Origin of the sequence: Bifidobacterium sp. (genome assembly GCF_051876855.1) — a bacterium.
In the GTDB taxonomy this organism is placed as follows: domain Bacteria; phylum Actinomycetota; class Actinomycetes; order Actinomycetales; family Bifidobacteriaceae; genus Bifidobacterium.
The window spans coordinates 1-24,870 of the sequence record NZ_JBJEIH010000024.1 but is presented as its reverse complement, the minus strand read 5'-3'; the positions used below and the strand labels follow the sequence as shown (position 1 = coordinate 24,870).

The window sequence follows — 24,870 nt, the reverse complement described above, 5'->3', positions numbered from 1 at the left end:
TGATAAAACTCACAAAAACGCTAAGTTTTCCGCACTTTCCATAAGCAAGACGAACAAAAACGAACGCATCCTTGTTATGGCTATCGGCGTGTCGCCCGCTGCGCGTCGCCCGCTGCGCGTCGCCTGTTGCGCGTCACCCGCTGGGTGTCGTCTGTCGGATACCGTCTGCTGGCTATCTTCTGCTGCGTATCACAGGCTGAATGCTCTCTACCGCGCGTTACCCGGCACCCCGCCAGTCGATCCGCTAATCGGCACGACGGCCATGGGCAAAACGTATCCGCGCAATCCCCCACAAGGTGACATTCCGCATCGCCTCAACGACAATCGCCGAATCCATCTTCGACACACCACGGCGACGCTCAGGGAAGACAATCGGCACCTCGAGAATCCTGCCGCCGACCGCCGCAGCGCGCCTAGTCATATCAATTTGGAAGACATAGCCGTTCGCCTCAACGGACCGCAAATCCATCCGCCTGAGCAAATCAGCCCGGTACGCGCGGAACCCGGCGGTCATATCGCGCACACCCAACCCCAGCATCCTGCGCGCATACCATGATCCACCCCTGGAAATCAAGTCGCGATACCACGGCCAGCCTTCTGTGCGCCCGCCCGGCACACGCCTCGAGCCGATCACCAGATCCACGCCACGGTCGCAGCGCATCACCTTGAGCATGCGCGCCAGATCCTGCGGGCGGTGCGATCCATCCATATCCATCTCGCATATCACGGCATACCCGCGATCCAGCGCCCACGCGAACCCGGCCAGATACGCCGGCCCCAGGCCGCCTTTGCCAGCGCGATGCAGCACATGAATGCGCCCGTTGTCCTGCGCCATCCAATCGGCGAGCTCACCCGTGCCGTCCGGGGAGGCGTCATCGACAATCAACACGTCGACACCCGGATTGTAGGCGAACACGCCATCAAGGGTCGTGCGGAGGTTCTCACGCTCGTTATATGTCGGCATCACCACGCACACGTTGCCCCCCGCCATGCTGGTTCCGCTCGCAGATGCTGTCATGACTCCCCTTTCAGTCTGCTTCACGTTGTTTTCCATCATTTCATGTCACATCAAACGATATTCAGGCCGTCTGTGCCGCCTCAAGCCGTTTGATGCCACCAGTCCCAATTGGACTCTGTGTTCAGAGTACCCGCGTTTGTTGCGAACACGCTGACAACAGTGCCACAATATGAGGTATGAGTTACGTTTCCGAACAGCCGTTGCACGACGCCGTCAACAAGGCGACCACAGACCTTTTCACTTTCGGCTACAAGCACATCGTCAAGCCGTTCTTCGTGTTCAACCACACGCCCGACGTGGCGCACGACCAGATGATTGAATTCTGCCGGGTTACCCGCAACATTCCGCCGCTTATGTGGCTGTTGCGCGAAATGCTCAACTACACCGACCCAATCCTCGAGACCGATGTGATGGGCGTGCATTTCGACAACCCCTTCGGTCTGTCCGCCGGCCTCGACAAGAACTGCGACATGCCGGTGCTGCTTGACAACGCCGGATTCGGTTTTGAAACAGTCGGCTCGACCACCGCACGCCCGTGCGCAGGCAATCCGCGGCCATGGTTCCACCGGCTGCCGGAATACGATTCGATGATCGTCCATGTCGGGCTTGCCAACGACGGCAGCGAACGGATCATTCCGCGGGCAGAACGCGCATGGGATAAGGCCAAAAGCATGCAGGTGTCCGTGTCCATCGCGCGGACGAACGACAAACTGTGCGGAGACATCGACGAAGGCATCGAAGATTATTGCACGTCGATGCGTCGGGCGGCCGGGCACACGGCGATGATCGAAATCAACATCTCCTGCCCGAACACCTATGTCGGCGAACCGTTCGGCAAGCCGGAAAACCTCGATCGGTTGTTCAGCGCGTTGGACAAGATCGACCGCCCGCAGCCAGTGCTCGTCAAGATGCCACTGAACAAGACATGGCCCGAATTCCGCGAGCTGCTTGACGTGCTGGCGGAACACAATGTGCAGGGCGTCAGCATCGCGAACCTGCAAAAGGACCGCAGCGGCATGGAGATCCCGGCGATGTGGAAGGGCGGACTAAGCGGCGGGCCGACCTACCGCGCGAGCAACGCAATGATTCGGCAGGCCTACCGCGAGTACGGCGACCGGTTCGCCATCGCAGGCATCGGCGGCGTATTCACCCCCAAGCAGGCGTACGAGAAGATTCGCGCGGGCTCCAGCCTGGTCATGTTCATCTCCTCGCTCATGTATCGCGGACCGCAGCAGATCACTGTACTCAAGCGCGGGCTCGCCGAGCTGCTGCGGCGGGACGGGTTCGAGCACGTCAGCGAAGCGGTCGGCGTCGACGCTTGATTGGGGTTTGATCGGGGCGGCTTGATCGGGCTTGATGGCGGTGTTGTGCTGCGCCTTGATTGCGTTTGATTGTGCTTGATTGTGCTGGGATTCACGTGGCAGGGTTCGCGCGACGGATGAACTCCACATCAAGCATGTCACCACATACAAAACGCGACAGATAACTGACGGTCCGACACTAACCCGCGGCATCTGCCAAGTTGCGCATGCCCCGACATACAAAACACTACAGATAACCGACGGTCCGACACTGACGCGACGGGCTCGGCGGGTACGGCGGATCCGACGGGTGCGACAGGTGCATGAAGCGCACTGAGCAAACGCAACGTCAAGCATGTCGCAACATACTAAGCGTCCCAAAGTATGCATGCCGGACATGCCATGCACGCGAAACGCGGCGGATGAGCGCCGCATCAAGCATGCCGCCACATACAAAACGCGACAGATAGCTGACGATTCGACACTAACCCGCAGCATCTGCCAAGTTGCGCATGCCCCGACATACAAAGCTTGCCAGAAAACTGATGATCCAACACTGGCGCGCGGCAGTTGCCGGGTTGCGTATGTCGGGGCACGCACAATCCAGCAAATGCCTCGGAAATCAGCCGCCGAACAAGCCAATCAGACGGTTCGCGTATGTCAGGAGATACACGAACTGACACCACCGAACCGCTCACCAACCTATCCGACAACTCACTGACCCACTGCACCGCTGTGACCCGCCGAACCGCTCAGCGACCTACCGCACCGCTCTCACCACCCCACAGATCCACTGCACCGCTGCAATCACTCATCCGCTCTCTTTCTACAAACTGGTTACCCTGACAAGGGAGTTAGCGTAACCAGTTTGCAGAATGTGCGAAGTCCCCGCATTGGTCCCGCAAGAGGCGGGATTGATGACTGGTTGATGCTCCACCATGTGAGTCAATCCTCACACAATGGCCTTCAAGGACCACCACACCAGCCTCCAAAGACCACTCGGCCCGCCATCATGTGAGCCAATCCTCACACATTGACGCTCGGAGCCGCCCAGAACCCAAAGCCCGGCCGCCCGACCCGCCACCATGCGAGCCAATCCTCACACAGACACGGCATACCAAGCCAAATCAGCTCTCCCCGCGCACCCAAACCGTCATTGTGTGAGCGAATCCTCACACAACGGCCTCCGGAACCGCCAAATCAGCTCTCCCCATGCTCCTGACCCACCATCATGCGAGCCAATCCTCACACATTGACGCTCGGATCCGCCCAGAACCCAAAGCCCGGCCACCCGGCCCGCCATCGTGTGAGTCAATCCTCACACAGGCGCGCCTTCACGCAGATCGGAATCAACAGACATGGCAACCGCAACCACCGCGATCAAAACGGCGGCACCCGCAGACACCCGCAGACACCCGCAGACATCCGCAGACGCCCGCGCCACCCCGCTCATTCGGCGAGTGTTGGCGCGGGATCGGGCACCAGGATTCCCGTCCGCGAGTAGTACGTCAGGGTGACGCGCTGACCGGATTCGAGGTCTGCGGGCATGAGTCCCTCGTCACCGTTCGCCAACGAAATACGGAATTTTCTGCCGTAGTCAGTGCGGAATTCGTAATAGGCACTTGTCGTGGAGCCGCTGAGCGTGCCCCTTTCCACGAATGTGGCCATGTCGGTCACCGGGCCGGTTGAATAATCCGAGACCGTGAACGCCGTCAAGACTCCGCCTGCCGCCAGCACAATCGCTGTCAGCACCACCGCCGTCCGCCCGGACATGCCGACCTTCCAGCCGCACCCCACGTCTTTGGCCAGACGCAGTCGCGGCACCGCCTTGACAAGCATGTAAACGATTCCAACCACACCGACCACAAGCAGCACCACTGCCAATATGAGCTTGCCGCGCAGACCACTGGCGCCGACGCCCCAAGAAAGGCCGGGCAGGAACATGATGAACAACGATACGACACTGAACACGATATTGACGATTCGATTGGGTAGCAGGTCGAAACGATGATCCTGTGATTCAGTCGCCACCACACCAGCCGCAGGATTGGGATTGCTATTCGGCCCGCCTTGCTGCAGGACTTGCTGCGGGACTCGCTGCGACCAAGGTGACCGTTGCATGGGTTGCGGTTGCTGCGATATTGGCGATTGTTGCAAAGGCTGCGGTTGCCCGGAAACCACCGACTGCTGCGACCAAGGTAACCGTTGCGGAGTCTGAGCATACCTCGGCATCGATGGCGCGGGAGTGCCCGGACGGAAGGAAGATTGCGCCGGCGGACCAGGCTGTTGCGGTACTGATGGCATCGCAGGTTGTTGCGATATCTGCCGCTGCGCTCTAGGCATCGACGGTATCGACTGTTGCTGCGGTGCCGGCGGCTGCTCCGATGACAGCGGCTGCTGCGGATACGACCCGTACGGAGATGGCGCCTGCACATACCGCCCTTGCGAATACGGCAGCTGACCGGACGAACCGAGCTGCCCCGGTACTTGGCCGCCGGACGGCATCCGCCCATCGTGCGGCATCAGTCCACCGCGGCCAACTGGCGGCATAATATTCGGATTGCCCATACCCTTCCTCCATGCATCGTGACAGTCATCACCGACCAATCATCACCGACCAACCGGCCACCAGTCTCCGTTGTCCTTCCATACATGTCAGCCGATTGTCAGCGACATCAATGCTCATGAATATACCTCAGCAGTACCAATCACGCATTGTCATTCCCTCCTATATACGCCGCTTTTGTACGCCGACGCCCCGCTTCAACGTCGGGACATCAACTGCACGCGTCCGACACGCCGTCTCAACATATGGGCACCGCACCGTTTCAAGGAAATCAATAGCCCCGTCCAGCGGACAAACACGAATGCGAACAAATGAAGTGAAACGTTTGACGACGCAGAACATCGCTGTTTTCCAGAATCATTGCTTCGCGTCAGAAGGCAATTCGTTACCGGCGAGACACGTCATCGCAATCCCCGGCACAGGATACGATTTCAACCAATACATTCGCGCGAACACCAACGCGCATGGGGGACAATGTATGCACAATTGCAGGGGGAATTGTCATGACTATCAGTGCACCGCTGTCACTTGGTGGCCCACACGAGCGACCTGTTGCAAGGCCGGATGATGCCAAGGCCTGGTATTCGTCATCGAGCACAAAGAGCACGCAAGTACACCGAATCATCGAAGCATTTCGAACAACCCAGGCTGCCCAAACTGGCATCACAGAACACGCAGTCGGGCGCATCCCCGGCTACACACCCATCACGCGGCTCGGCTCAGGTTCCGAGGCCGAGGTATGCCTGTACCGCCAGCATGTCCCCGATCGTCTGGTTGCCATCAAAATCAGCAAGCAGATACTGGATTCGCAGGTGGCGAACCGTTTCCGTTCCGAGTCCGATTTCATGGGCCAGATTTCTGCGCATCCCTATATTCTTTCCATTTACGGAAGCGGCATCACCGCGACCGGACACGGATACACCGTGTTCGAGTACGCCCCGGGAGGCAATTTCAAGGCTTTCCTCGAACATGACAGACTCACCGCGGACCAGATGCTTACCATCGGCATCGATCTGGCGAGCGCACTGTTCGCCGCACATCGCAAAGGCATCATTCACCGCGATATCAAGCCAAGCAACATACTTATCAACGCGCAGCATATGCCCATGCTCGCCGATTTCGGTATCGCGGGCACTATCTATGGAGGCCCCGGCGTGGGATTCACCGTCGCTTGGGCGCCGCCCGAGGTACTAGCCAACGGCGGAGGAGGCAATGAGGCGTCTGACATTTATTCCCTGGGTGCCACTTTGTTCGCTATGGTGACTGGGCAATCCCCGTATGAATACGCGTATGCCGACGATTTGGGCGATTCCCACAGGAGGGAACGGGCGGAACGATTGCAGGCCATCATCTTGGCAAAGCCGTTGCCGGCATTCCACCGTCCGGATATTCCCGCCCCCGTTGAGCGCGTGTTGCACAAGGCGATGAGCTGGGCTCCCGAGGACCGGTATTATTCGGCGCTGGAATTCGCTCGCGATATGCAGCGCGCGCAGCAAGAAGTATATGGTCATGCCACACGTACGACCATCGAAGGTGAGGCGGACGCGCCGGCGGATTTGCGCCCGGTTTCGCAGGCCTCCCCTCAGTCCCTGTCTACTGCGATTCCTCACAAACGCTCATCGTGGGTGAAGCCGCTTGTTGCCGTGCTGTCTGTGGTGGCAGCGATTACGGTTCTCGCGCTGGTGTTTGTCTTCGCCGTCGCGCCGAATATGGACACGGCTTTGGACAACAGCGCCATGCAGGTCTCCAGCGGCGGTATCGGCGACAATCACGCCGAGGAACAACGCAAGGAGGATGATCCGGATTCCGCGGTCACTTCCGGATCCGTACCCCAGGTGCATGATCTTACCGGCACTTACAACGCGGTCGGAGACAAAGTGACATTCACGTGGATTAATCCAGAACCGCAGGACGGCGACACATATGCGTGGGCGATTGTGGGTGACACGGACGCGCCCGCGGGCGCACAGGGCACGCTGAACTCGTCGACTTCCATCGAAATCGATTCGTCCGGTGAAGCACACACTTGTATCCAGGTGAGTCTGATCCGTGCGGACAGACGGATGTCCGACACCCCCGCGATGGCATGCGCCATCAGACCGTAATCGTGAGCACAAGAACACAGTACATTTCACGCCCAAGGAAGAGCCAGGATATGAGCAGCAGCAATTTCATCGAACGTCAACCGTTGCCGCCGCCCAGCGAGATGCGGAAGCGTTTCCCTGCCCCGATGCGCCGGTTGGTACCGTCCGGCAACCGGCGGTGGATCACCCCGGTCGTCATGCTGGTTCTGCTGCTCGGCATCGTCGCCGGTTGCGTCATTGTCAGTTCGGTGACACAGCCGCATGTGCAGCTTGATGACGGCACGGTATGGGTCACTTCGCTCAAAGACCATAAGGCCGCACGGTTCAACGTGAAGAACAAGGACGCCGATGCCGGAGTCGCCTCGACTGCAGCGCGTTTCGACATAGCCCAGCACGATGGTGACACCGTGATTGCCGAGGGGACAAAAGCGAGCAATATCGCGGCCTCCACCGTCAGCGTGCACGGAAACACCAGCATCACCGCCGATATGGAAACCGTGATCGGCGGGAAGACGGCGGCGATTATCAACACGAAATCGGGGAACGTGTGGGTGGGTTCCGCCTCCGATATCGCCTCGGTGAACCCGACAAGCGGCAGTCCGACCATGAAACTCGGCTCCTCGGGTGCGATCGCCGTGACCCATGATGGTGTCGTGTACGGGTATCGCCCGTCCGACCATGCGGTGTTGAGCGTTAATGGCCCGCAGGGCTCGTCGAATGAGGTCGCTCGGATCGAGAACGCTACGGGGGTTGAATCGTTCACAATCATCGGCGGCACACCGGTCGTCGCCGGCAACGGTAAGGTGTTCTGGCCGAAAGGAAGCGCCGACATCGGCTTGCAAGGTAAGGTGACACTACAGGCCCCGTCCACCGATGACAAGCAGAGCAGCTGGGTGGCGGCGGCGACCCCGCGCGGCCTCGCCTTGGTCAATCTGCATTCCGGTGCTGTCAACACATTGCCGAAAGCAGGCAAGGGCGATGTGGCACGACCGGTGTCGACCGGCGGATGCGTCTTCGCGGCGTGGGCGCAGCGGGCTGAAAACTACGTAAGTGCATGCGATGCAAACAGCGAGGGAGCGACATACTCATCGCTGGAATCCATCGACCCCACCTCGCAACTCGTCTTCCGCACCAACCATCGTCTGGTGGTCCTCAACGACGTAATCAACGGCAATGTGTGGAATCCGCAGGATTCCGCCAAAGTCATCAAAATCCAGTGGAACAAGGTGGAAACCAAGGAATCCAAGCAGCAGGAGCGCAACAACGACAGCGCCAGCAATCAGCACCGTTTCAGCAAGAGCTGCTCATCCCAGTCAGGGCAGATCAGGGCGCAAGACGATGCGTTCGGCGCGCGCACCGGGTCCCAGCAGATTCTCGACGTGTTGCGTAACGATGAGCAGACCGACTGCTCGGTGCTGCACATCGATTCGGTCAGCGCACCCGATGGCGCGAATATTACGGTCTTCCCCATTTATGACGGACGGTACCTGCAACTTGACGCCTCGGCGGCAGGGGCGGGCGAGGTGACGTTCAGCTACGAGATTTCTGACGGACACGGCCAGACCGCCAGCGCGAACGTGTCCCTGAACCTCGCCGACGGCGAGGACCGGGCCCCGCAGCAGACCGATATTCCTCCACAAATCGACGTCGAGCAGGGGGCTTCCTATACCGCCAATGCGTTGGAAAGCTTCTCCGATCCTGACGGCGACCCGCTGACCTTGGTGTCGGCATCCCCACAGAACACCGATCAGGTGACCGTCTCCACGCGAGCCGACGGCCAACTTGTGTTCAACGCCGGTTCCATGTCCTCAGGACGCGTGGGCATCGAAGTCACCGTGTCGGACGGAAAGCAGACCGGTACGGGAATGATCTATTTCTCCGTGAAACCGGCGAACACGCTCGCCGCCGTGATCGACCCGGTGGCTATGCAGACCACGCCCGGCACCTGCACCACCATCGCGCTCAAGCAGTATGTGCACGGCACCAGCGCGGAACCCGCCCGACTGACATCAGTGGAATCCGTACCCGGCGTATCCGCCACCATGAACGCTGCGGATATGTCGATTGCGTTTAGCGTGTCAAGCCCGGGCACCTACTATGTGCCGTACACCATCATCCAAGGCACCATCCCGGCGACCGGTCTCGTACGGGTGGAGGTGCAAGCAGTGACCGGCGACGCCGCCAAGCCGGTTGCGGCGAACGATGTGGCGCTACTGGGCGCAGACAACACCGCAATCGTCGAGCCGCTGACCAACGATGTCGACCCGTTGGGAGGCGTCCTGTCAGTGGCCAGCGTCGCCGCGGACACGCAAAGCGGCATCAAAACCGGCATTGTGGGCAACAAGCGAATCTACATCACCGCCCGCCAGGTGCCGACCGAACCGGTGCAATTGACATACACCGTGGCCAATGCCGCCGGATCGTCGACGGGTGTCATCACCCTGCAACCGCCCGCATTGACCAGATCGAACTCCGTACCGAAAGCCGAGAATGTCACAGCGCAGGTGAGAACCGGCGGCATCGTGTCCGTGAATGTGCTCGACCATGTGACCTACTCGGACGGGACCACAGTGAAACTGCAAGACAACCTGCAGGTCGACAAGGCCACGTTCAAGGGCCTGGTGTTCGTCTCCGGGAACACCGTGCGCTATCAGGCCACGGGAGAACCCGGGTCCTACCCCGTCACATACACGGTCAAAGACAATCTGGGTAACACAGCCTCCGCCACAATCACCATCGACGTACACCGCAAGGACGCCGTCGACAAGGCGGCCCCCACCCCCTCGGACACGGAGGCCCAGGTGGCAGCGGGCAGAAAGGTCCAGATCCCGATCACGCTGACCGGTATCGATCCGGACGGCGATGACGTGCAACTGCTTGGATTAGGCAACAAGGCACCGAAACTCGGCCGAATCACCGAAGTGGGCGCCACATACCTGGTGTATGAGGCGTACGCCGATTCGTCAGGCACCGACACCTTCTCCTACGCCGTGGAAGATTGGACCGGTCAACGCGCAACCGCGCAAATCCGCGTGGGCGTCTTCTCCTCCGGCTCCGATTCCGGCGTGTACGCACGCGATGACGAAATCACCCTGCGTCCGAACACGGCGGCGACCGTACCAGTAGCCCAGAACGACATCTGCGGCGACAACACGGACCTCACGGTCGCAAAACACGTCGAATCGCAAGGCATCAACGGCATCACCGTCATCGACGGCATGCTCGCGTTCACCACGCCGAAACAGGCAGGCACCTATTACGTGGCGTATACGGTCAAGAACAAGGCCGGCTTGTCCGACACCGCGACCCTGACGGTGAACGTAGACGCGAACGCCCCCATCGATCCTCCGACCGCTTATGATTACCGCGTTCCCGCAGCCGCCACAATCGACAAGAAATCCGTGGACGTGGATGTCTCGCAGTGGATCGCCAATCCTTCGGGAACCGCAGACGAGCTGAGCGTGGGCGTCGACCCCTCCGCCACGGAGCATGCTCATGTCAAAGGCGGCAAGGGCTCCACAACCATCACCGTGGAACTGACCGACGAGGCGCGTGCGGTCCCGTACACCGTGACGAACACGACGTACGGCATCACATCCACCGCGTTCATCCAAGTGCCGGCGTACGGCGTCTTCCCGCCCACCCTGCGTCCGAAAGCCCCCGCGTTGAAAGTCAACGCACGTGAAACCATCACCATCAACATCGCCAACTATGTTCGTGTGGGCGCGGGTAAAACCGCCTACGTGGACGGCGCTGATTCGGTGACCACCACAAAAGCCGCGGACGACAACCTGTATGTCAACGACCAAACGCTACGTTTCACCGCGCCCAGCAACTATGCCGGCCCGGCTTCCATCACCTTCACCGCAACGGACGGCAAACGCGGCAAGAACGACAACGTGAAAATCGTCAATTCCGCGGTGCTCACCCTGCCGATCACCGTAATCGGGCGTGACGTACCCGCCCCGACCTTCTCCTCCTCCACAATCGATGTGGTGGCCGGGGAAAGCGCTTCGACCATCGATTTGAAAGCGCTGACCCATTCGGCGTCCGGATTATACGATGACGAAAAGCAGTACACGTATTCCGGTGGGGCGAACGCCAACGGCGTCACTGCCAAGGTGAGTGCGACCGGCAAACTGACCGTGTCCGCAGACAAAACTGCTACAGCCGGCACCACCGTCAATGTGCCGATCGCCATCGCCTATTCGAAAGGTACCGTCAACGCCGGCTTGACGGTACGCGTCACCTCATCCACCAGACCGTTGGCGCGTCTGGGCGATAAGACGATAACCATCAAAGCTGGGTCCGTCGGGCAGGTGAATATGCTGTCCGACGCCTACAACCCGTTCCCGAACACCCCCTTGACCGTGACCGGCTGCGTTTCGGACAAGAACGCGAAATTCACCGTGGATTGTTCGCCCGATGGCGTGGTATCCATCAAAGCGGCCTCAGACATCGGTGCAAGCACGAACAGGGTGATCGTCACCGTGCGCGACGCCACCCAGGCCAAGGACCGCGAAGTGACCGGGACCATCAACGTTTCCGTGACGGACAAGCCAGATGCACCGCTCCTGTCCGCGGTTTCCAGCAAACCACAGGACGGCAGGGTTGATTTGAGTTGGACGGCCGGATCGGCCAACGGCAGCCCGATCTCCGAATATCGGGTCATCTGGGGTGGTGAGGGTTCCGGCCAGAAATCCTGTGGCGCGGCTACCTCATGTACGGTGGACGGCCTGAGAAACGGCAAAACCTACACATTCAAAGTGCAGGCGAAGAACGAGGTCGGCTGGTCGAAGGAATCCAACACCGTGCAAAGCACCCCCGACAAACTGCCGGACGCGCCGACAGATGTGACGGCGGAAGCCGGTGAACGCTCCGTCACGGTCACATGGAAAGCCCCGAACGGCAATTTCTCCGCGATCGACAAGTACCGGGTGACGCTGAGCGGCACGAACGCACCCGCTCCCGTTGAAACGACCGGCACCAGCGTCACTTTCACCATCGAAAACAACACAATCGTCGACGGCGCATCCTACAAGGCGACCGTGCAATCGCACAACAACGTGAACTGGAGCCAGCCTTCCAAACAGTCCGACGATGCGAAACCATGGGGCAGGCCGGACGCTCCGACCGTCACGTTGACCAATGATGACACGCGCGGAACCGTCACCGTCGAATCGGTCGGCAATACGCGCAACGCGGGATGCAAGTCCATTGAACTGTCCGGAGACGTCACCATGACGATGTCCTGCTCCGGGTCGGAATCCTTCGACATCCCGGAGCGTAATCTCAACACAAAGGAATACGTCGTTGAAGCGATCGTCATCGGCAAGAAGGCGACGCGAAGCGACCCCGCCAAGGTGACCTTCACCCCGCTGTACACCGTGGAGAAGCCGGAGCGCGTCTCCGTTTCCGGCGACAACGGCATCTGCACGGTCACGTGGAAGATGCGGGGGCACGCCGACGGGTACACCGTACACGCAAGCGGGTTCGATCCCTATGAGGCCGGGGCATCCGAACGGTCGCACGATTTCATGATGGCCCCATGGCAGTCCTGCACTTCGGCCAGCGTAATGCAGCGGTTCAAGGGCGTGACAAGCAAACCGACCGAAGGCAGCGCCTCCCCGGTCTATGTGAATAAGCAGAAAGCGGGCATCCAAGCACCGCAATTGCGCTGGAGCAGTACCGATACGGACACCATCGACGTCATGGGCGGAACCGTGAACATGTACGGGCAGTCAGGCAAAACCATGATTACCTTCACAGCAGAAGGCAAGTCGTACGATGTCCCGTGGACACCCTCCGATCACACGCTCAACGTCAACAACATACTCCCGACGGGAGTCGACTATGTCTGGAAGGCGCGCGTGGTCGGCGACGACCCGGCATTGAGCAATGAGACCAGCGGCGAGCGCCTGAAAGATGCCGACAGGTACCAGCCGCACGCGCAGCCGAACCCGACACCGAGCCCGAGCGCAAGTCCCATCACAAACCTCAGCAAGAACCCGAGCACAACTCTCGGCGTGACGCCCAGCGTGACGCCCAGCGCAAGCCTGAGTGTCCAATCGAACAGGGTGAGCACAGCGAATGAAGGCACGGATACCGTGAACACGGTGAGCCAGAAATCGACACCTTTCTCCCCCATCATGCTGTTCCAGCATCGGCAGCAGGCCCAGGCCTTGGGACTCAGGGCATGGCGCACGCCGTCGACCAAGGAACAATACGTCCTGACCATAATCACCCAACAGCAAGGAGCAATCATCTCATGAGCGACGAATTCGACGAGGAAACCCAACTGGGCTCCATCGGCCATACACCGCGCATTCCCGAGCGCCCGGAGGTGCCACAGCCGTTCCTTGCGCAAACCGGACAACAACCGGCCCAGCCGGCGATTCCGGCTCCGGCGCCGGTTTCTTCCGTTGCCGCAGCCGCGCCTCCGGTCGCGGCAACGGTATCCGCTGCGGCAACGGCTCCAAGCCAAGGACTTCCACCGGCGCATCCAGATGACGATATTGAAGGTACGCTGCTGAGCACTCGCGGAACTCTGCCGTCGACAACACCGCCGGCCGCAATACAAGCGACCCCGGCACCATCGCAAGGCCAACCCACGAGAATCGTTCCCGCACCGAACGAGCAGTCCCAGCGCACCCCGATGACTCCACAGACGCCGCTGACTCCACAGGCATCGCACGCCACGCAATCCATACCCTCTCCCGCCCGACCTACTCAACCTGGCCGCCCCGCCCAACCTACGCGACCCGCCCGACCTACTCAACCTGGCCGACCCGCCCAACCTGCGCGACCCGCCCAACCTGCGCAACCACGGCAGGAATGGCATGGCCAACAAGGACAGGCAGGCCAGGCCGCCTTCTCACCGTCCCTGCTCCCCACACCGTCGGCGGACATCGCCGAATTCCACAGCATGTTTTCCAAACTCGTTGACAACGTCTCCCACGTCGTGGTCGGCAAGGAAACACCGATCCGCCAATGCGCCGCCGCCATGGTGGTCGGCGGGCACATCCTGCTCGAAGACAACCCGGGAACCGGAAAAACCCAGCTGGCCCGCGGTCTGGCCAACTCCATCGATATGCCGTTCAAGCGCATCCAGTTCACACCGGACCTGCTGCCGTCCGACGTGGTCGGCGTCACCTATTACGACCAGAAAACCGGCGAATTCGAATACCGAGATGGCCCCATCTTCGCCTCCATCGTGCTCGCCGACGAAATCAACCGTGCCTCACCGAAAACACAGTCGGCACTGCTCGAAGTCATGGAGGAGCAGAACGTCACTGTCGACGGCGTCACCCATCCGGTACCCCAACCGTTCATGGTCATCGCCACCCAGAACCCGATTGAACAGCTCGGCACATATAAACTGCCCGAAGCACAGATGGATCGTTTCCTCATCAAAACGACCGTCGGCTACCCCAGTCATGACGTCAGCGTGGACATTCTCAGGCAAATCAACGTCACTGACCGAGCCGCCACCGTCCACCCGGTGCTTTCCGGGGAGGATGTGCTGCGCATGCGTGGCATCAGCGAGCATGTGCGTCTCGATGATTCAATCCTTGAATACATCGTGCGACTGGTCGAGGCCACCCGTCACAACGAGCGCATCCGAGTCGGGTCCTCCATGCGAGGCGCACTGGCACTCACCCGGTGTGCGCGCGTCTGGGCAGCAGCCGACAATCGCGGATACGTGGTGCCCGACGATGTGAAGCATCTTGCGGTTGCGGTCCTCGCTCACCGCATCACCCTGACCGCCGAATCCACATTCGCCGGGTCAACCCCTGAACAGCTGATTGGGCAGATCCTCGAAGACGTCCCCGCGCCAACCATTGGTGCCAACGCGTGAACCATATCGAACCGGTAAACCACCCTCATCGAAAGGTCAAGGAATGCGGCAATCGCACACTATGCGGCGCAGAACAGCCACGGTACGCACCCTGCGACGTATCCGGCACCGGGCCAAACGGCTGCTCACCTCGTATATCTCCGTCCCCGGGTGGACGGTCATCGCCTTGGCCATCATCTCGGCGACGGCGTTCCTTCTGTTCGGATGGCACGAACTGCTCGCCATGGCGGCGGCGTTCACGGCCATGATGATATGTGCGGTTGTGCTGTCGCTCGGCAACACCACCTTCAACGCCACCATCGATGTGTCCCGCAGACGGGTCACTGTATCGGACAAGGTGGCCGTCAACGTATGCGTCGACAATCCCGGCCGCACACCGACCGCTTCGGCGCGAGGCGACCTGCCCATCGGCGACGACCACGAGCGCTTCACCATCCCCATGCTCGCCGCAGGCCAGTCCCGCATGACAACCGTGGAATTCACCGCAGTATCACGGGATATTCTGCCCGTCGGCCCCTTATCCATCCGCAGAGGCGACCCATTCGGCCTGGTGCGCCGTGAGAGGCGACTCACCGAGCAGATCACCGTGTTCGTCCATCCGCGCACAGTCGCATTGAATACGCTCAGCGCAGGCGTCCCCAGAGACCTCGAAGGCCAGCCAAGCAACGAAATCGTGGATGATGATCTAGATTTCCACGGTCTGCGCGAATACGCCCCAGGCGACGACGTGCGCAACATCCACTGGCTCAGCTCCGCGAAAACCGGAACACTGATGATCCGCCAATACGAAGCCACCCGACGCACCGACACCTCGCTGACCATCAGTGTGAATCCCCATGATTACGCACACTCGCAGGAGTTTGAACTTGCGGTGTCAGTCCACGCATCCATCGGCGTGCAGTGCCTGCAACAGGACCGGCCGGTGACCGCCCACGCCGGCATCAACCACACGACACCCCGCAATCCCACGGAATTCCTAGATGAATGCAGCGGCATCGACCCTGATATCGACGACAACCCCAATCTCGCACAAGCCACACTGGCCCACGCAGCAGACGCATCCTTCTACTGCTTCACAGTCGGCAGCCTCAAACCCATCGACATCATCACGCGCATGGCACTGGCGCTCCCCCACAGCGCGACCTGCGTAGTCCTGCAAACCGCGCCGGGCCAGCCACGCACCATCAAACACTACCCTGATTTCACCTTGGCAACCGTAGGAGACCTCGACGACCTCCCGATCATCATGGGAGCACTGGCATGAACCCCACCAACCCCATCACCACCATGAACGCCGGCGATGTCACCAGTACCACGGATCTGACCGACACCGCCGCATCGACTGTCACATCCACGGCGACGGCGACAGCCACCGGCACATGGATGGACTCCACACGCTCGGCAATCTGGATAACGCGCCCAGGACAACCCACCCCCTTGGCCGGCACACGGCACTGCGCGGCACCCTACGCAAGCCTGCTTATCGCAGCGCTGCTCACCCTCGTCGCATCCAGCAATCTGATTGATGTCTACGGATCCGCGCTGTCATGGGCCACGGCAGCAATCCCCGCCACCATCATCGGCTCGCTGGTGGCGCTCGCCGGGGTCTTCCCCGCGCTGCGCCTATGGTGGCAGATGCTGTTCATGGCATTCGCGCAACTGGTGGTCGGCCCCGTCCTGATACTCAACGACACCACCATCGCACATATCATCCCGACAGTCCGTACCATCAGGCAGGGATGGATGAGCATGCTGGGCTCGTTCAAATACCTGCTTGCACTCGACCCGCCGGTGGGGACGGCAGATGGCTCACTACTCGCTGTATGGACGATTTGTCTATGGGCGGCGCTGCTAACCGGTATCTTCGCCGTCACCGACAACGGACGGTACACCATAATCGCCGTCATCCCCATCTTGGCGAATACGGCGGCCTGCGCGCTGCTCGGCTCCACGACCGGATTCCACCGCATCATCGCAGGCACCGTGACAGCCATTACGCTGGTCGTCTGGATCAGCTCGCGATGGAACCTGCTGGAGCTGAGCCGGTGGTTGAGCAGTATCATCATCGTGCTGATTTCAGCGTCGCTCGCGGTCGGCGGATGCGCTGTTGTCGGGCAGCACCGCACCATCCTGCGCGACCATTACGAACCGCCGCTGAGCCCCTACCTGTACACAAGCCCGCTCAGCGGCATGCGCTCATACGTCAAGAACCACAAGGATGACGTGCTGCTGACCGTCACCGATCTGCCAGCCGGCTCCACCGTACGCGTTGCCGTCATGGACCGGTTCGACGGCAATGTGTGGAATCTGTCCGACTCGGCAATGGCCTCGGACTCTTCCAACTACCGCCGTGTCGGCACCAGTATCCGCAACACCGCGGAAGGCAAGCGTTTCACCGCCACATTCACAGTGGACAAAGGGCTGACCGACTACTGGCTGCCCATCGCCGGCGCCGCGTCAAACGTACGATTCGCGAAAACATCCGACGCCGATTCGTTCTACTACAACACCGACACCATGTCCTCCATCTACTCCGCACGCACCTACGCGGGATTGTCCTACACGGAAACCGGCGTCATTCCTCGCATGCCGACCGACGAGGAAATCGCTAAGGCGGCGACCTGCCCAATCAGTCAGCCCAAAGCCGAAGACGTGCCCGACAGCGTGGACAAGCTCGCCAACGCCACAGCAGGCGGACAGGCCAGCGGCGGCAAGGCGGCACAGGCCATTGCGAAGCAACTCAAGGAATCAGGCTGGTTCTCACACGGGCTGGACGGGGACTACCCCTCCAGTGCCGGCCACGGCAATTACCGTATCGACCAGCTGTTGGCTGGGTCCGCCATGGTCGGCGACAGCGAGCAATACGCCTCCGCGATGGCATTGATGGCCCGCAGCCTGGGCATACCCAGTCGCGTCGTGCTCGGGTTCTTACCGAAGAACGATGAGGGCGACATCAGCGAGAGCCGCACCGAGAAGCACGGCACATCCACCGTCACACAATTCACCGGCAATGATGTGACCGCGTGGGTGGAAATCAAGCTGGACGGATACGGTTGGGTACCGTTCTACCCGACACCGAAGGAAACAAAAATCCCGGACGACAACCAGAACCTGACCCCGCCGAATCCGCAGACGCTGGTGCGCCAGCCCGCGGTCCCGCTCACCAACCCTTTGCGTGACGACAATCAAGCCACCGGCGCATCATCAATCGGCGGCAGCATGGCCGATGAAACACCAGACAACACGTCTTGGGCACGGTTCCGTACCGTCGCCCGAGCGGTCGCCCTGTATGGCAGCCCAATCTGGGTGTTGCTCGCAGTATGTGCACTGTTGCTCGCCATCAAGGCAATCACGTTGCTATGGGCGCGCAAACACGGCAGCCCATCGCAACGCATCGCAGCAGGCTGGCAGGCGGTCACCACAACCGCACTGCAAAGCGGTCTCAGCGTTCACGGCACCAGAAACGAGCAGGCGCAAGCCATCGCCCAGGAAATGGGCCTCACGCCTGATGCGCTGGTCATGTTGGGCAAGGAAGCGGACTATGTCTCCTTCTCCGGCGACACCATCAATCAGCATCAAGTCGACCGGTATTGGAATGACGTCATCAAGGAACGCACTGCCATGCTCAAATCATTGCCGGCGTTGCGCAGGTGGCGCGCCAAACTCTCGCTGCGAGGGATGTTCCACACGGCATGCGGCACGGGAACAACATGGAAGATACCCGGAACAGGACGGAAACCATGAACCCGACGCACTGCATGAACATCCGGAACCCTCCCGACACCCGCATCAATACCCGACGCATCACCCAGTGACGAGCCCGGCCAAATCCGACGCCAGACTTGACGACATCAATACCCGCCAAACACGGCGTCAAACGTGGCGGCAAGCCCCGCAGCAGAGCCCAGCTATAGGGAAAGCCCAAACCTCAGCAGTAAGCGCCCCGACGGTACTGGTCCGCGTACGGCACCTGGTCGGCGGGCACACCCAGCTTGTAGGCGGCGCGCAACGGCCAATACGGGTCACGCAACGCGGCACGACCGATTTCCACAACATCCGCCTTGCCTTTGCGCACGATCTTCTCCGCCTGCTTAGGCTTGGTGATCAGTCCGACCGCGCTCACCGGAATCTCGGCTTCCTTGCGGATCGCCGCGGCGAACGGTACCTGCCATCCATCCTTGACCGGCACATTCACATGCGGGATGATGCTGCCGGTCGACACGTCGATCAGATCTACACCATGCTCCTTGAGCACACGGGACAGCTCCACGGTTTGAACCAGATCCCAGCCGCCGGCGGCCCAATCGGTCGCGGAAACACGCACCACAAGCGGCATGTAGTCGGGAATCACCTGGCGGACGGCATCCACGACTTCAACCACCAGACGCATCCGGTTCTCCAACGAACCGCCGTACTCGTCTTCACGCTTATTGGTCAGCGGGTCAAGGAATTCCGAAAGCAGGTAGCCATGGGCTGCGTGGATTTCCACCATATCGAAGCCGGCGGCCACAGCGCGCGCCGCGGCATCGCGGAACTGTGCGACGATTCCGTGGATCTCATCAACGCTGAGTTCACGCGGAGCGTCCAGTTTCGCATACGGGATTGGGCTCGGGGCGACGGTCTGCCAGCCGCCCTTGTCCTGCGGCACATTCTCATGGATGTATCCCAGCGAGAAACTGCCGGTATTGCCTTTCCTACCAGCGTGGTTGAGCTGCACGCCGATGCGGGCTCCGGTCGCTTTCGCGCCTTCGACAATCCAACGCCACGCCTGAATCTGGTCGTCGTTCCACAGACCGACATCGCATGGGGAAATACGGCCTTCCGGGCTCACCGCAGTGGATTCGACGATGACCATGCCGAACCCGCCGATGGCGCGGGAGACATAATGCTGATAGTGGAACGGCGTCGGCTTGCCATCCTGCGCATACACCGAATAGGTGTCCATCGGGGGCAGCCAGATGCGGTTTCGCATCGTCAAGCCGCGCAGCTGGAACGGTTCGAACAGCCTGCTATCGACGCGGGACTGTCCCTTGCCGCTCTGCTCCTTGTCACCCTTCCCCTTGATATCCTTCACTTTCGTGGTCTTATCGTCTTTTGCCATGTCGACTCCTTTCAGCGGGCCGCGATGAACCGTCGACGACTGTTCGACGACTGTTCGATGCCGTTCAACGACTGTATCTGCGTAAACCGCCCGTATATGGTCTCTCGTGTGCCTCCATTTGCATTGTATGATGTCAGGCTGCAAATCGCCGACAGATTCGGTGAACAACGGACGAACAAGCGTCCGCCGAGCATCAGCCAAACGTCCGCGCACCGGTTTCGGCGCCGATCCGCGACGGTGAGACAATCCGCGACGAATATGACAGGAGGCGACCCGCAATCGCGAATCGCCTCCTGTCTGTGGCCGTCGTGCCGATGCCCCAGCCGAATCACCTCATATATTGCTCGGCGGGCGTGCCGTAATCGTTATCAATCGGCGCGTTGATTGCGGCAAGATACGTGTCCATGAATTCCTTCCACGCCGGAGACGCGATATACATGCCGTACCAGGTGCCGTGGCTGACCCCGTTGATGGTCTTGCCGGAGAAGCTCTCCTGCACCTCGGCGTTTCCGACGGCGACGAATGCCGCCACCTGGTTGGGCACGAACCCGGCCGTCAACATGTACGTCTGCTCATTGGTACCGGTTTTCGCGAAGGTCTTACGGTTGTTGTCAAGTTGCGCCGCTTTCGCCTCGCCCTTCAACACGCCCTGATTCAGGGCGTATGCCGTGGTCTGGGCGATTTCCGGCGCGATGGCCTGATGGCAGTTCGCGCTTGGCACCTTGACGCTCTTGCCGTTCTGCTTGATGACCTTCTTGATGGCGATCGGCGTGCATTCCACACCGTTCGCCGCGATAGTCGCGTACACGTTCGCCATGGTCAGCGGGGACGCCTGAACGGAACCGATGATCATAGGCGGGTTGAACGAGTTGGCCGAGTAAACATCCTCCTGCCCGAGGATTGCGTTATGATAGCCGACGGTTTTCGCCGCGTCCGCAATCGCGCACAAGCCGATCACCTGCGTCATGGACGCCTGCGTGGTGTTGTGCGATTTGATCAGGCCCTGCAACGGTGTTTCCTGGCTGACGGTGCCGCCTTCGGAGTTGTGCAGCGACCATGTGCCATGTCCGGAGAACTTCGAGCAGTTGAAGGAACTGTTCGCATAACTCGTGTAGGTTCTCAAGGATTCGTTGATGGAATGCCCTTGCAGCATCCAGGCGATCATGTTGATCGGCTTCCACGTTGAACCGACGTTGAAACCGATACCTCCGCCGTCTTTCTGGTCGACCGCATAGTTGATGGACGTTCGCGTCGGATCGGTCTTCGCCGCATCCGTCGCATCATAGGTTCGGTTAATGCCGAAGCCGAGCACCTCTCCCGTCCCCGGTTTGATTGCGGCTATCGTCACTTCGAAGCCCGTAGGGTCATCCACCGGGATGGTGTCACGCGCGGCTTTCATCGCGGCGCTGTTCGCGTTGACATCCATCGTGGTGTAGATTTCCAGGCCGCCTTCGTTCAACAGCTTCTGCCGGGCCTGCGCGGTTTTGCCGAATTCCTTGGAATTGAGGATCTGGTTGGTCACATAGCTGCAGAAGAACGCAGCATCGCCGGCCACCTGGCACCCCTGTTGCACCGACTGGATGTTCAGCGTGTCTTTCAGCGGGGTAGCTTTGGCTTTGTCATGCTGTGCTTTCGTGATGAACTTCTCCTGAAGCATCAAATCGAGCACGATATTGCGCTGTTCCTCAGAAGTCTTCTGGTTGGCTTCGATGGACGGATCGTATTTCTCCGGGTTCTTGGTAATCGCCGCGATGGTGGCCGCCTGGACGACGGTGAGCTTCGCCGCGGTCGTGTTGAAGTAGCGTTTCGCCGCCGCCTCCACGCCGTACAGGCTGCCGGAGCCGAACTGGGCGATATTCAAATACCCTTGCAGAATCTCGTATTTGGAATATTTCTTCTCCATCTGCACGGCGATGAGCATCTCTCGTAACTTGCGCGCGACGGTGTCCTCGGAGGCATGGTATTCGGCAATCGGGTCATCGTCCTCGCGGGCCTTGACCATGAGCACGTTCTTGACATACTGCTGGGTCAGGGACGAGCCGCCCTGGGTGTCACCCTTAGCCACGTAGGTCTGCACGAACGCACGCAGCACGCCCTGGACGTCGACGCCGGCGTGTTCGAAGAATCGGCGATCCTCACGTGCGACCACGGCACGCTGCATGTATACAGAAATGTTCTTGATTGGTACGACCTCGCGGTTCTGCGCGTAGAACGAGGCAATCACCGTCTTGCCATCAGACGCGTACAGCGTGGATTTCTGCGGCAGGCTGGTCACATCGAAATCAATGCCCTCGACAGCCAGGGACGGTGCAAGCGCCTTCGCCGCGTTGTTCGCCCCGAACACGGCGGGCATCGCCATCAGGCTCACGACGACGCCTCCGGCGATGCAGAGGGTCAGATATGCGAGCAGCAAAGCGAGCGCACGTCGAGCAGTCAGGGAGTTCTTCTTGGGCATGTGCCCCATTCTATGGTGTCGCCTGTACCATTACCGCGTTGCCGCTCGCACAACGGCACGGTATTTGCACATTCCGCTAAAAATCCGAAAAAGGCTGAAAACAAGCCGAAAATCAGCCTATCGAAGGGCGGGTGCACTGTGGAAACCGCCGCCTGAAGCCCTCGATTCGATATGACCGGTTCCCGTGCCGGCTCAGCGCTTGGAACGGCGAATCAACGCTCCCGGCTGATAGATGACGATGCTTCTGCCATCACGCGCAATCCACCCGCGGTTCGCGAATTCGGTCAACGCCTTGTTCACCGTCTCACGGGACGAACCGACCAGCTGCGCCAGCTCCTCCTGGGTCAGATCGTGCGGGATCTTGACGCCGGCCTCTTCGGGCACGCCGAAGCGGGACGCCAGATTGATGAGGGTTTTCGCCAGTCGGGCGGGTACATCCATGAATACCAAGTCGCTGATGCGCTCGTTGTTCGCGCGCATACGACGTGCGAGCACCTGCAACATGTCAACGGCGACACGCGGATATTGGTCGAGCCATGCGAACAGTGCGTCATGCTCAAGCCAGACGACCTGGGTCGGGCTCGAAATAGCGACCGCCGATGCCGTACGCGGTCCGCCTTCCGGATCGAACACCGGAATCTCACCCAATACTTCGCCCGGAGCGTGGATGCTCAGAAGTTGCACGCGGCCGTCGCTGGAACGCCGGGTGAGCTTCACTCGCCCCCGCTCCAGCAGATACATGCGATGATCGGTGTCCCCTTCCGCGAAAATCACGCCGCCCTTGCAGAACTGCGCACGTTGCAGGTACGGCAGAAGCCGCGCCGCCTGCTGCTCGGATACCTGCTTGAACAGCGCGGTGCGCAACAAGATATTGTCAGGCTCGGGCATCGCGTTGGGCTTGGGCATGACCATGGGCTCCTCCTTGCCGCTTCGCTTGGCATCGATGCGACACATATGGCACCCATTGTATCCCTTTCCCGCCAAGATCAGATGGTGTCATTTTGATTGATGTACGGAATCGCGTTCCGGCTGGGAGACGGTTACCCGACAAGAACCGGATGCCGGCAGGATGCCGACAACTTGACAGGGCGGGGTGCCGACCGGAATCGGCGGGTATTGGCAGGCATCGGCGAGGCGCAACGGCGCGGTATCACGGTAGATCACGCGCACGGTAGGTGGTTGTGTTCATGTGGATGTTCACACGGATGCGGATGGCTTCGCCTCTGCTCTAGGGCGATTTCGGATGGCCAAGCCATTCATTCTTTCATTGCGTGCCTTGTTGCGCGATTCGGGTATTGGTGTTGCCTAGGTTCACGGTGGATTCCCGGTGCGGGATGCCGTCTCAGGGTTCCAGGGAGGAAAAGGGCCGGCACACGTATGGACTGGATCGGTTTTCGGGTTCCTACTTCCGATTCGGTCCGCAGGTTCGGGCAACCTGGGCGGTTGGCCTAGCAGCGGCAGATTGCCATGGACGCGAGAATCCTTGGTATTCCGCGGGTTTACAGTGTTGTCGCGATTGACGGACCGGGTATGAACGGGAGTGGATTTGGACCGGTTCCGATATCGTCATGTGATTCCCGATTCAGTCCACAGGTTCGGGGACTGGAGCGGTTGACGGACTATTCCTGGAGCCAGTCCCGCCGATGAATCCTTGGAATTCCGCGGGTTTACAGTGCCGTAGTAGCTGGCGGGCGCAGAACGGCGGTCATCCTTATGGACTGAATCGGTTTTCGGACCTCTATTTCCGATTCAGCCCGCGGGTTCGGGCGTCCGGTCGGTAGGTCTGGCGATGCCGGATTGCGATGATATGATCCGGCCATTGGAATTCTGCTGATTTGTCGTGTTGCCGTGATCGGCGATGCGATGCCGACAGACGCGGATACGAACTGGTTCCGATTTCGAGGTGCGATTCCCGTTTCGGTCCGCAATCTAGGTGTCATAGGCGGCTCGTTCGACGATAATCGATTATCGTGGCGTGTGCAGATTCTTGGAATTCCGCTGGTTTACGGTGTCGTCGTGGCTGGCGGTCTGATGCCAAGTCGGCACGGTGTGGACTCAATCGGGTTTCAGGTTCCCACTTCCGATTCGGCCCGTAATCCGGGTGCCACCGGCGGCCGGCCTGGCGATGCCGGATTACGATGGGCGAACTGAGATTGGTACTCCGCAGTTTCGCGTTGGTGACATGACCGGATGTCGATTCAGGCAGAAACGGGCGTGGACCGGTTCCGATATCATAGTACGATTCCCAGTTCAGTCCTTGATCCGGGTATCACGGGCGGCTCGTTCGGCAATGGTCGATTATCATAGTGCGGACAAATCATTGGAATTCCGCTGGTTTACGGTAGTGCCGTTGCCGGCGGCCGGATACCCAGTCCGCACTGGCGTGGACTGGATCGGTTTTCGGGTTCCTACTTCCGATTCGGTCCGCGATTCGGGTGGTTTGGGCGGATGGTCTGATTGGCTGCTCGAGCACATCATGCAGGTGGA

The 24,870-nt window shown here is 60.2% G+C and carries 11 protein-coding genes; 6 read left to right on the top strand and 5 right to left on the bottom strand.

The window, feature by feature from the left end; translation table 11 throughout:
- Positions 1-244: 244 nt before the first annotated feature.
- Positions 245-1,018: a polyprenol monophosphomannose synthase gene (locus ACI38B_RS01845; protein WP_439729281.1), complete on the bottom strand. Its 774-nt coding sequence runs from the start codon at positions 1,016-1,018 to the stop codon at positions 245-247.
- 176 nt (positions 1,019-1,194) lie between these two features.
- Between ACI38B_RS01845 and ACI38B_RS01840 the strand changes: the two genes are divergently transcribed.
- Positions 1,195-2,340: a quinone-dependent dihydroorotate dehydrogenase gene (locus ACI38B_RS01840; protein WP_439729280.1), complete on the top strand. Its 1,146-nt coding sequence runs from the start codon at positions 1,195-1,197 to the stop codon at positions 2,338-2,340.
- 1,428 nt (positions 2,341-3,768) lie between these two features.
- Here the strand turns inward: ACI38B_RS01840 and ACI38B_RS01835 are convergent.
- Positions 3,769-4,440 carry a hypothetical protein gene (locus ACI38B_RS01835; RefSeq protein WP_439729279.1) on the bottom strand — a complete coding sequence of 224 codons (672 nt, stop codon included), beginning with the start codon at positions 4,438-4,440 and terminating at the stop codon, positions 3,769-3,771.
- A 948-nt stretch (positions 4,441-5,388) separates the two neighbouring features.
- Here ACI38B_RS01835 and ACI38B_RS01830 point away from each other — a divergent pair.
- The 5 genes from ACI38B_RS01830 to ACI38B_RS01810 are packed head-to-tail and all read left to right on the top strand — an operon-like array spanning position 5,389 to position 18,571.
- The gene (locus ACI38B_RS01830; RefSeq protein ID WP_439729278.1) at positions 5,389-6,990 is read left to right on the top strand and encodes a serine/threonine-protein kinase; all 1,602 of its coding nucleotides are present in this window, start codon (positions 5,389-5,391) and stop codon (positions 6,988-6,990) included.
- 50 nt (positions 6,991-7,040) lie between these two features.
- Complete coding sequence (locus ACI38B_RS01825; RefSeq protein WP_439729277.1) at positions 7,041-13,241, top strand: Ig-like domain-containing protein; 6,201 nt, start codon at positions 7,041-7,043, stop codon at positions 13,239-13,241.
- Positions 13,238-14,827, top strand: a complete 1,590-nt coding sequence (locus ACI38B_RS01820; RefSeq protein ID WP_439729276.1) for an AAA family ATPase — start codon at positions 13,238-13,240, stop codon at positions 14,825-14,827. Before ACI38B_RS01825 ends, ACI38B_RS01820 begins: the two co-directional genes overlap by 4 nt.
- Positions 14,828-14,870: 43 nt before the next feature.
- Positions 14,871-16,091: a DUF58 domain-containing protein gene (locus ACI38B_RS01815; protein WP_439729275.1), complete on the top strand. Its 1,221-nt coding sequence runs from the start codon at positions 14,871-14,873 to the stop codon at positions 16,089-16,091.
- Positions 16,088-18,571 carry a DUF3488 and transglutaminase-like domain-containing protein gene (locus tag ACI38B_RS01810; protein ID WP_439729274.1) on the top strand — a complete coding sequence of 828 codons (2,484 nt, stop codon included), beginning with the start codon at positions 16,088-16,090 and terminating at the stop codon, positions 18,569-18,571. The genes ACI38B_RS01815 and ACI38B_RS01810 overlap by 4 nt, the downstream gene beginning before the upstream one ends.
- Before the next feature lie 184 nt (positions 18,572-18,755).
- On the opposite strand, the gene ACI38B_RS01805 is transcribed toward ACI38B_RS01810, so the two are convergent.
- The 3 genes from ACI38B_RS01805 to ACI38B_RS01795 form a co-directional block, all read right to left on the bottom strand.
- Complete coding sequence (locus ACI38B_RS01805; RefSeq protein WP_439729273.1) at positions 18,756-19,928, bottom strand: NADH:flavin oxidoreductase/NADH oxidase; 1,173 nt, start codon at positions 19,926-19,928, stop codon at positions 18,756-18,758.
- Between the two features lie 328 nt (positions 19,929-20,256).
- Positions 20,257-22,383, bottom strand: coding sequence for a transglycosylase domain-containing protein (locus tag ACI38B_RS01800; RefSeq protein WP_439729272.1), 2,127 nt, complete (start codon positions 22,381-22,383; stop codon positions 20,257-20,259).
- A 192-nt stretch (positions 22,384-22,575) separates the two neighbouring features.
- A complete protein-coding gene (locus tag ACI38B_RS01795; protein ID WP_439729271.1) occupies positions 22,576-23,295 on the bottom strand; it encodes a Crp/Fnr family transcriptional regulator in 720 nt (239 codons plus the stop codon).
- Positions 23,296-24,870 lie beyond the last annotated feature (1,575 nt).

Coding starts and splice junctions, on each gene's coding strand:
- ACI38B_RS01820 (WP_439729276.1), top strand. CDS start 13,238: ATGAGCGACGAATTCGACGAGGAAACCCAACTGGGCTCCATCGGCCAT.
- ACI38B_RS01795 (WP_439729271.1), bottom strand. CDS start 23,295: ATGGTCATGCCCAAGCCCAACGCGATGCCCGAGCCTGACAATATCTTG.
- ACI38B_RS01840 (WP_439729280.1), top strand. CDS start 1,195: ATGAGTTACGTTTCCGAACAGCCGTTGCACGACGCCGTCAACAAGGCG.
- ACI38B_RS01825 (WP_439729277.1), top strand. CDS start 7,041: ATGAGCAGCAGCAATTTCATCGAACGTCAACCGTTGCCGCCGCCCAGC.
- ACI38B_RS01805 (WP_439729273.1), bottom strand. CDS start 19,928: ATGGCAAAAGACGATAAGACCACGAAAGTGAAGGATATCAAGGGGAAG.
- ACI38B_RS01835 (WP_439729279.1), bottom strand. CDS start 4,440: ATGCAACGGTCACCTTGGTCGCAGCGAGTCCCGCAGCAAGTCCTGCAG.
- ACI38B_RS01830 (WP_439729278.1), top strand. CDS start 5,389: ATGACTATCAGTGCACCGCTGTCACTTGGTGGCCCACACGAGCGACCT.
- ACI38B_RS01800 (WP_439729272.1), bottom strand. CDS start 22,383: ATGCCCAAGAAGAACTCCCTGACTGCTCGACGTGCGCTCGCTTTGCTG.
- ACI38B_RS01845 (WP_439729281.1), bottom strand. CDS start 1,018: ATGACAGCATCTGCGAGCGGAACCAGCATGGCGGGGGGCAACGTGTGC.
- ACI38B_RS01810 (WP_439729274.1), top strand. CDS start 16,088: ATGAACCCCACCAACCCCATCACCACCATGAACGCCGGCGATGTCACC.
- ACI38B_RS01815 (WP_439729275.1), top strand. CDS start 14,871: ATGCGGCAATCGCACACTATGCGGCGCAGAACAGCCACGGTACGCACC.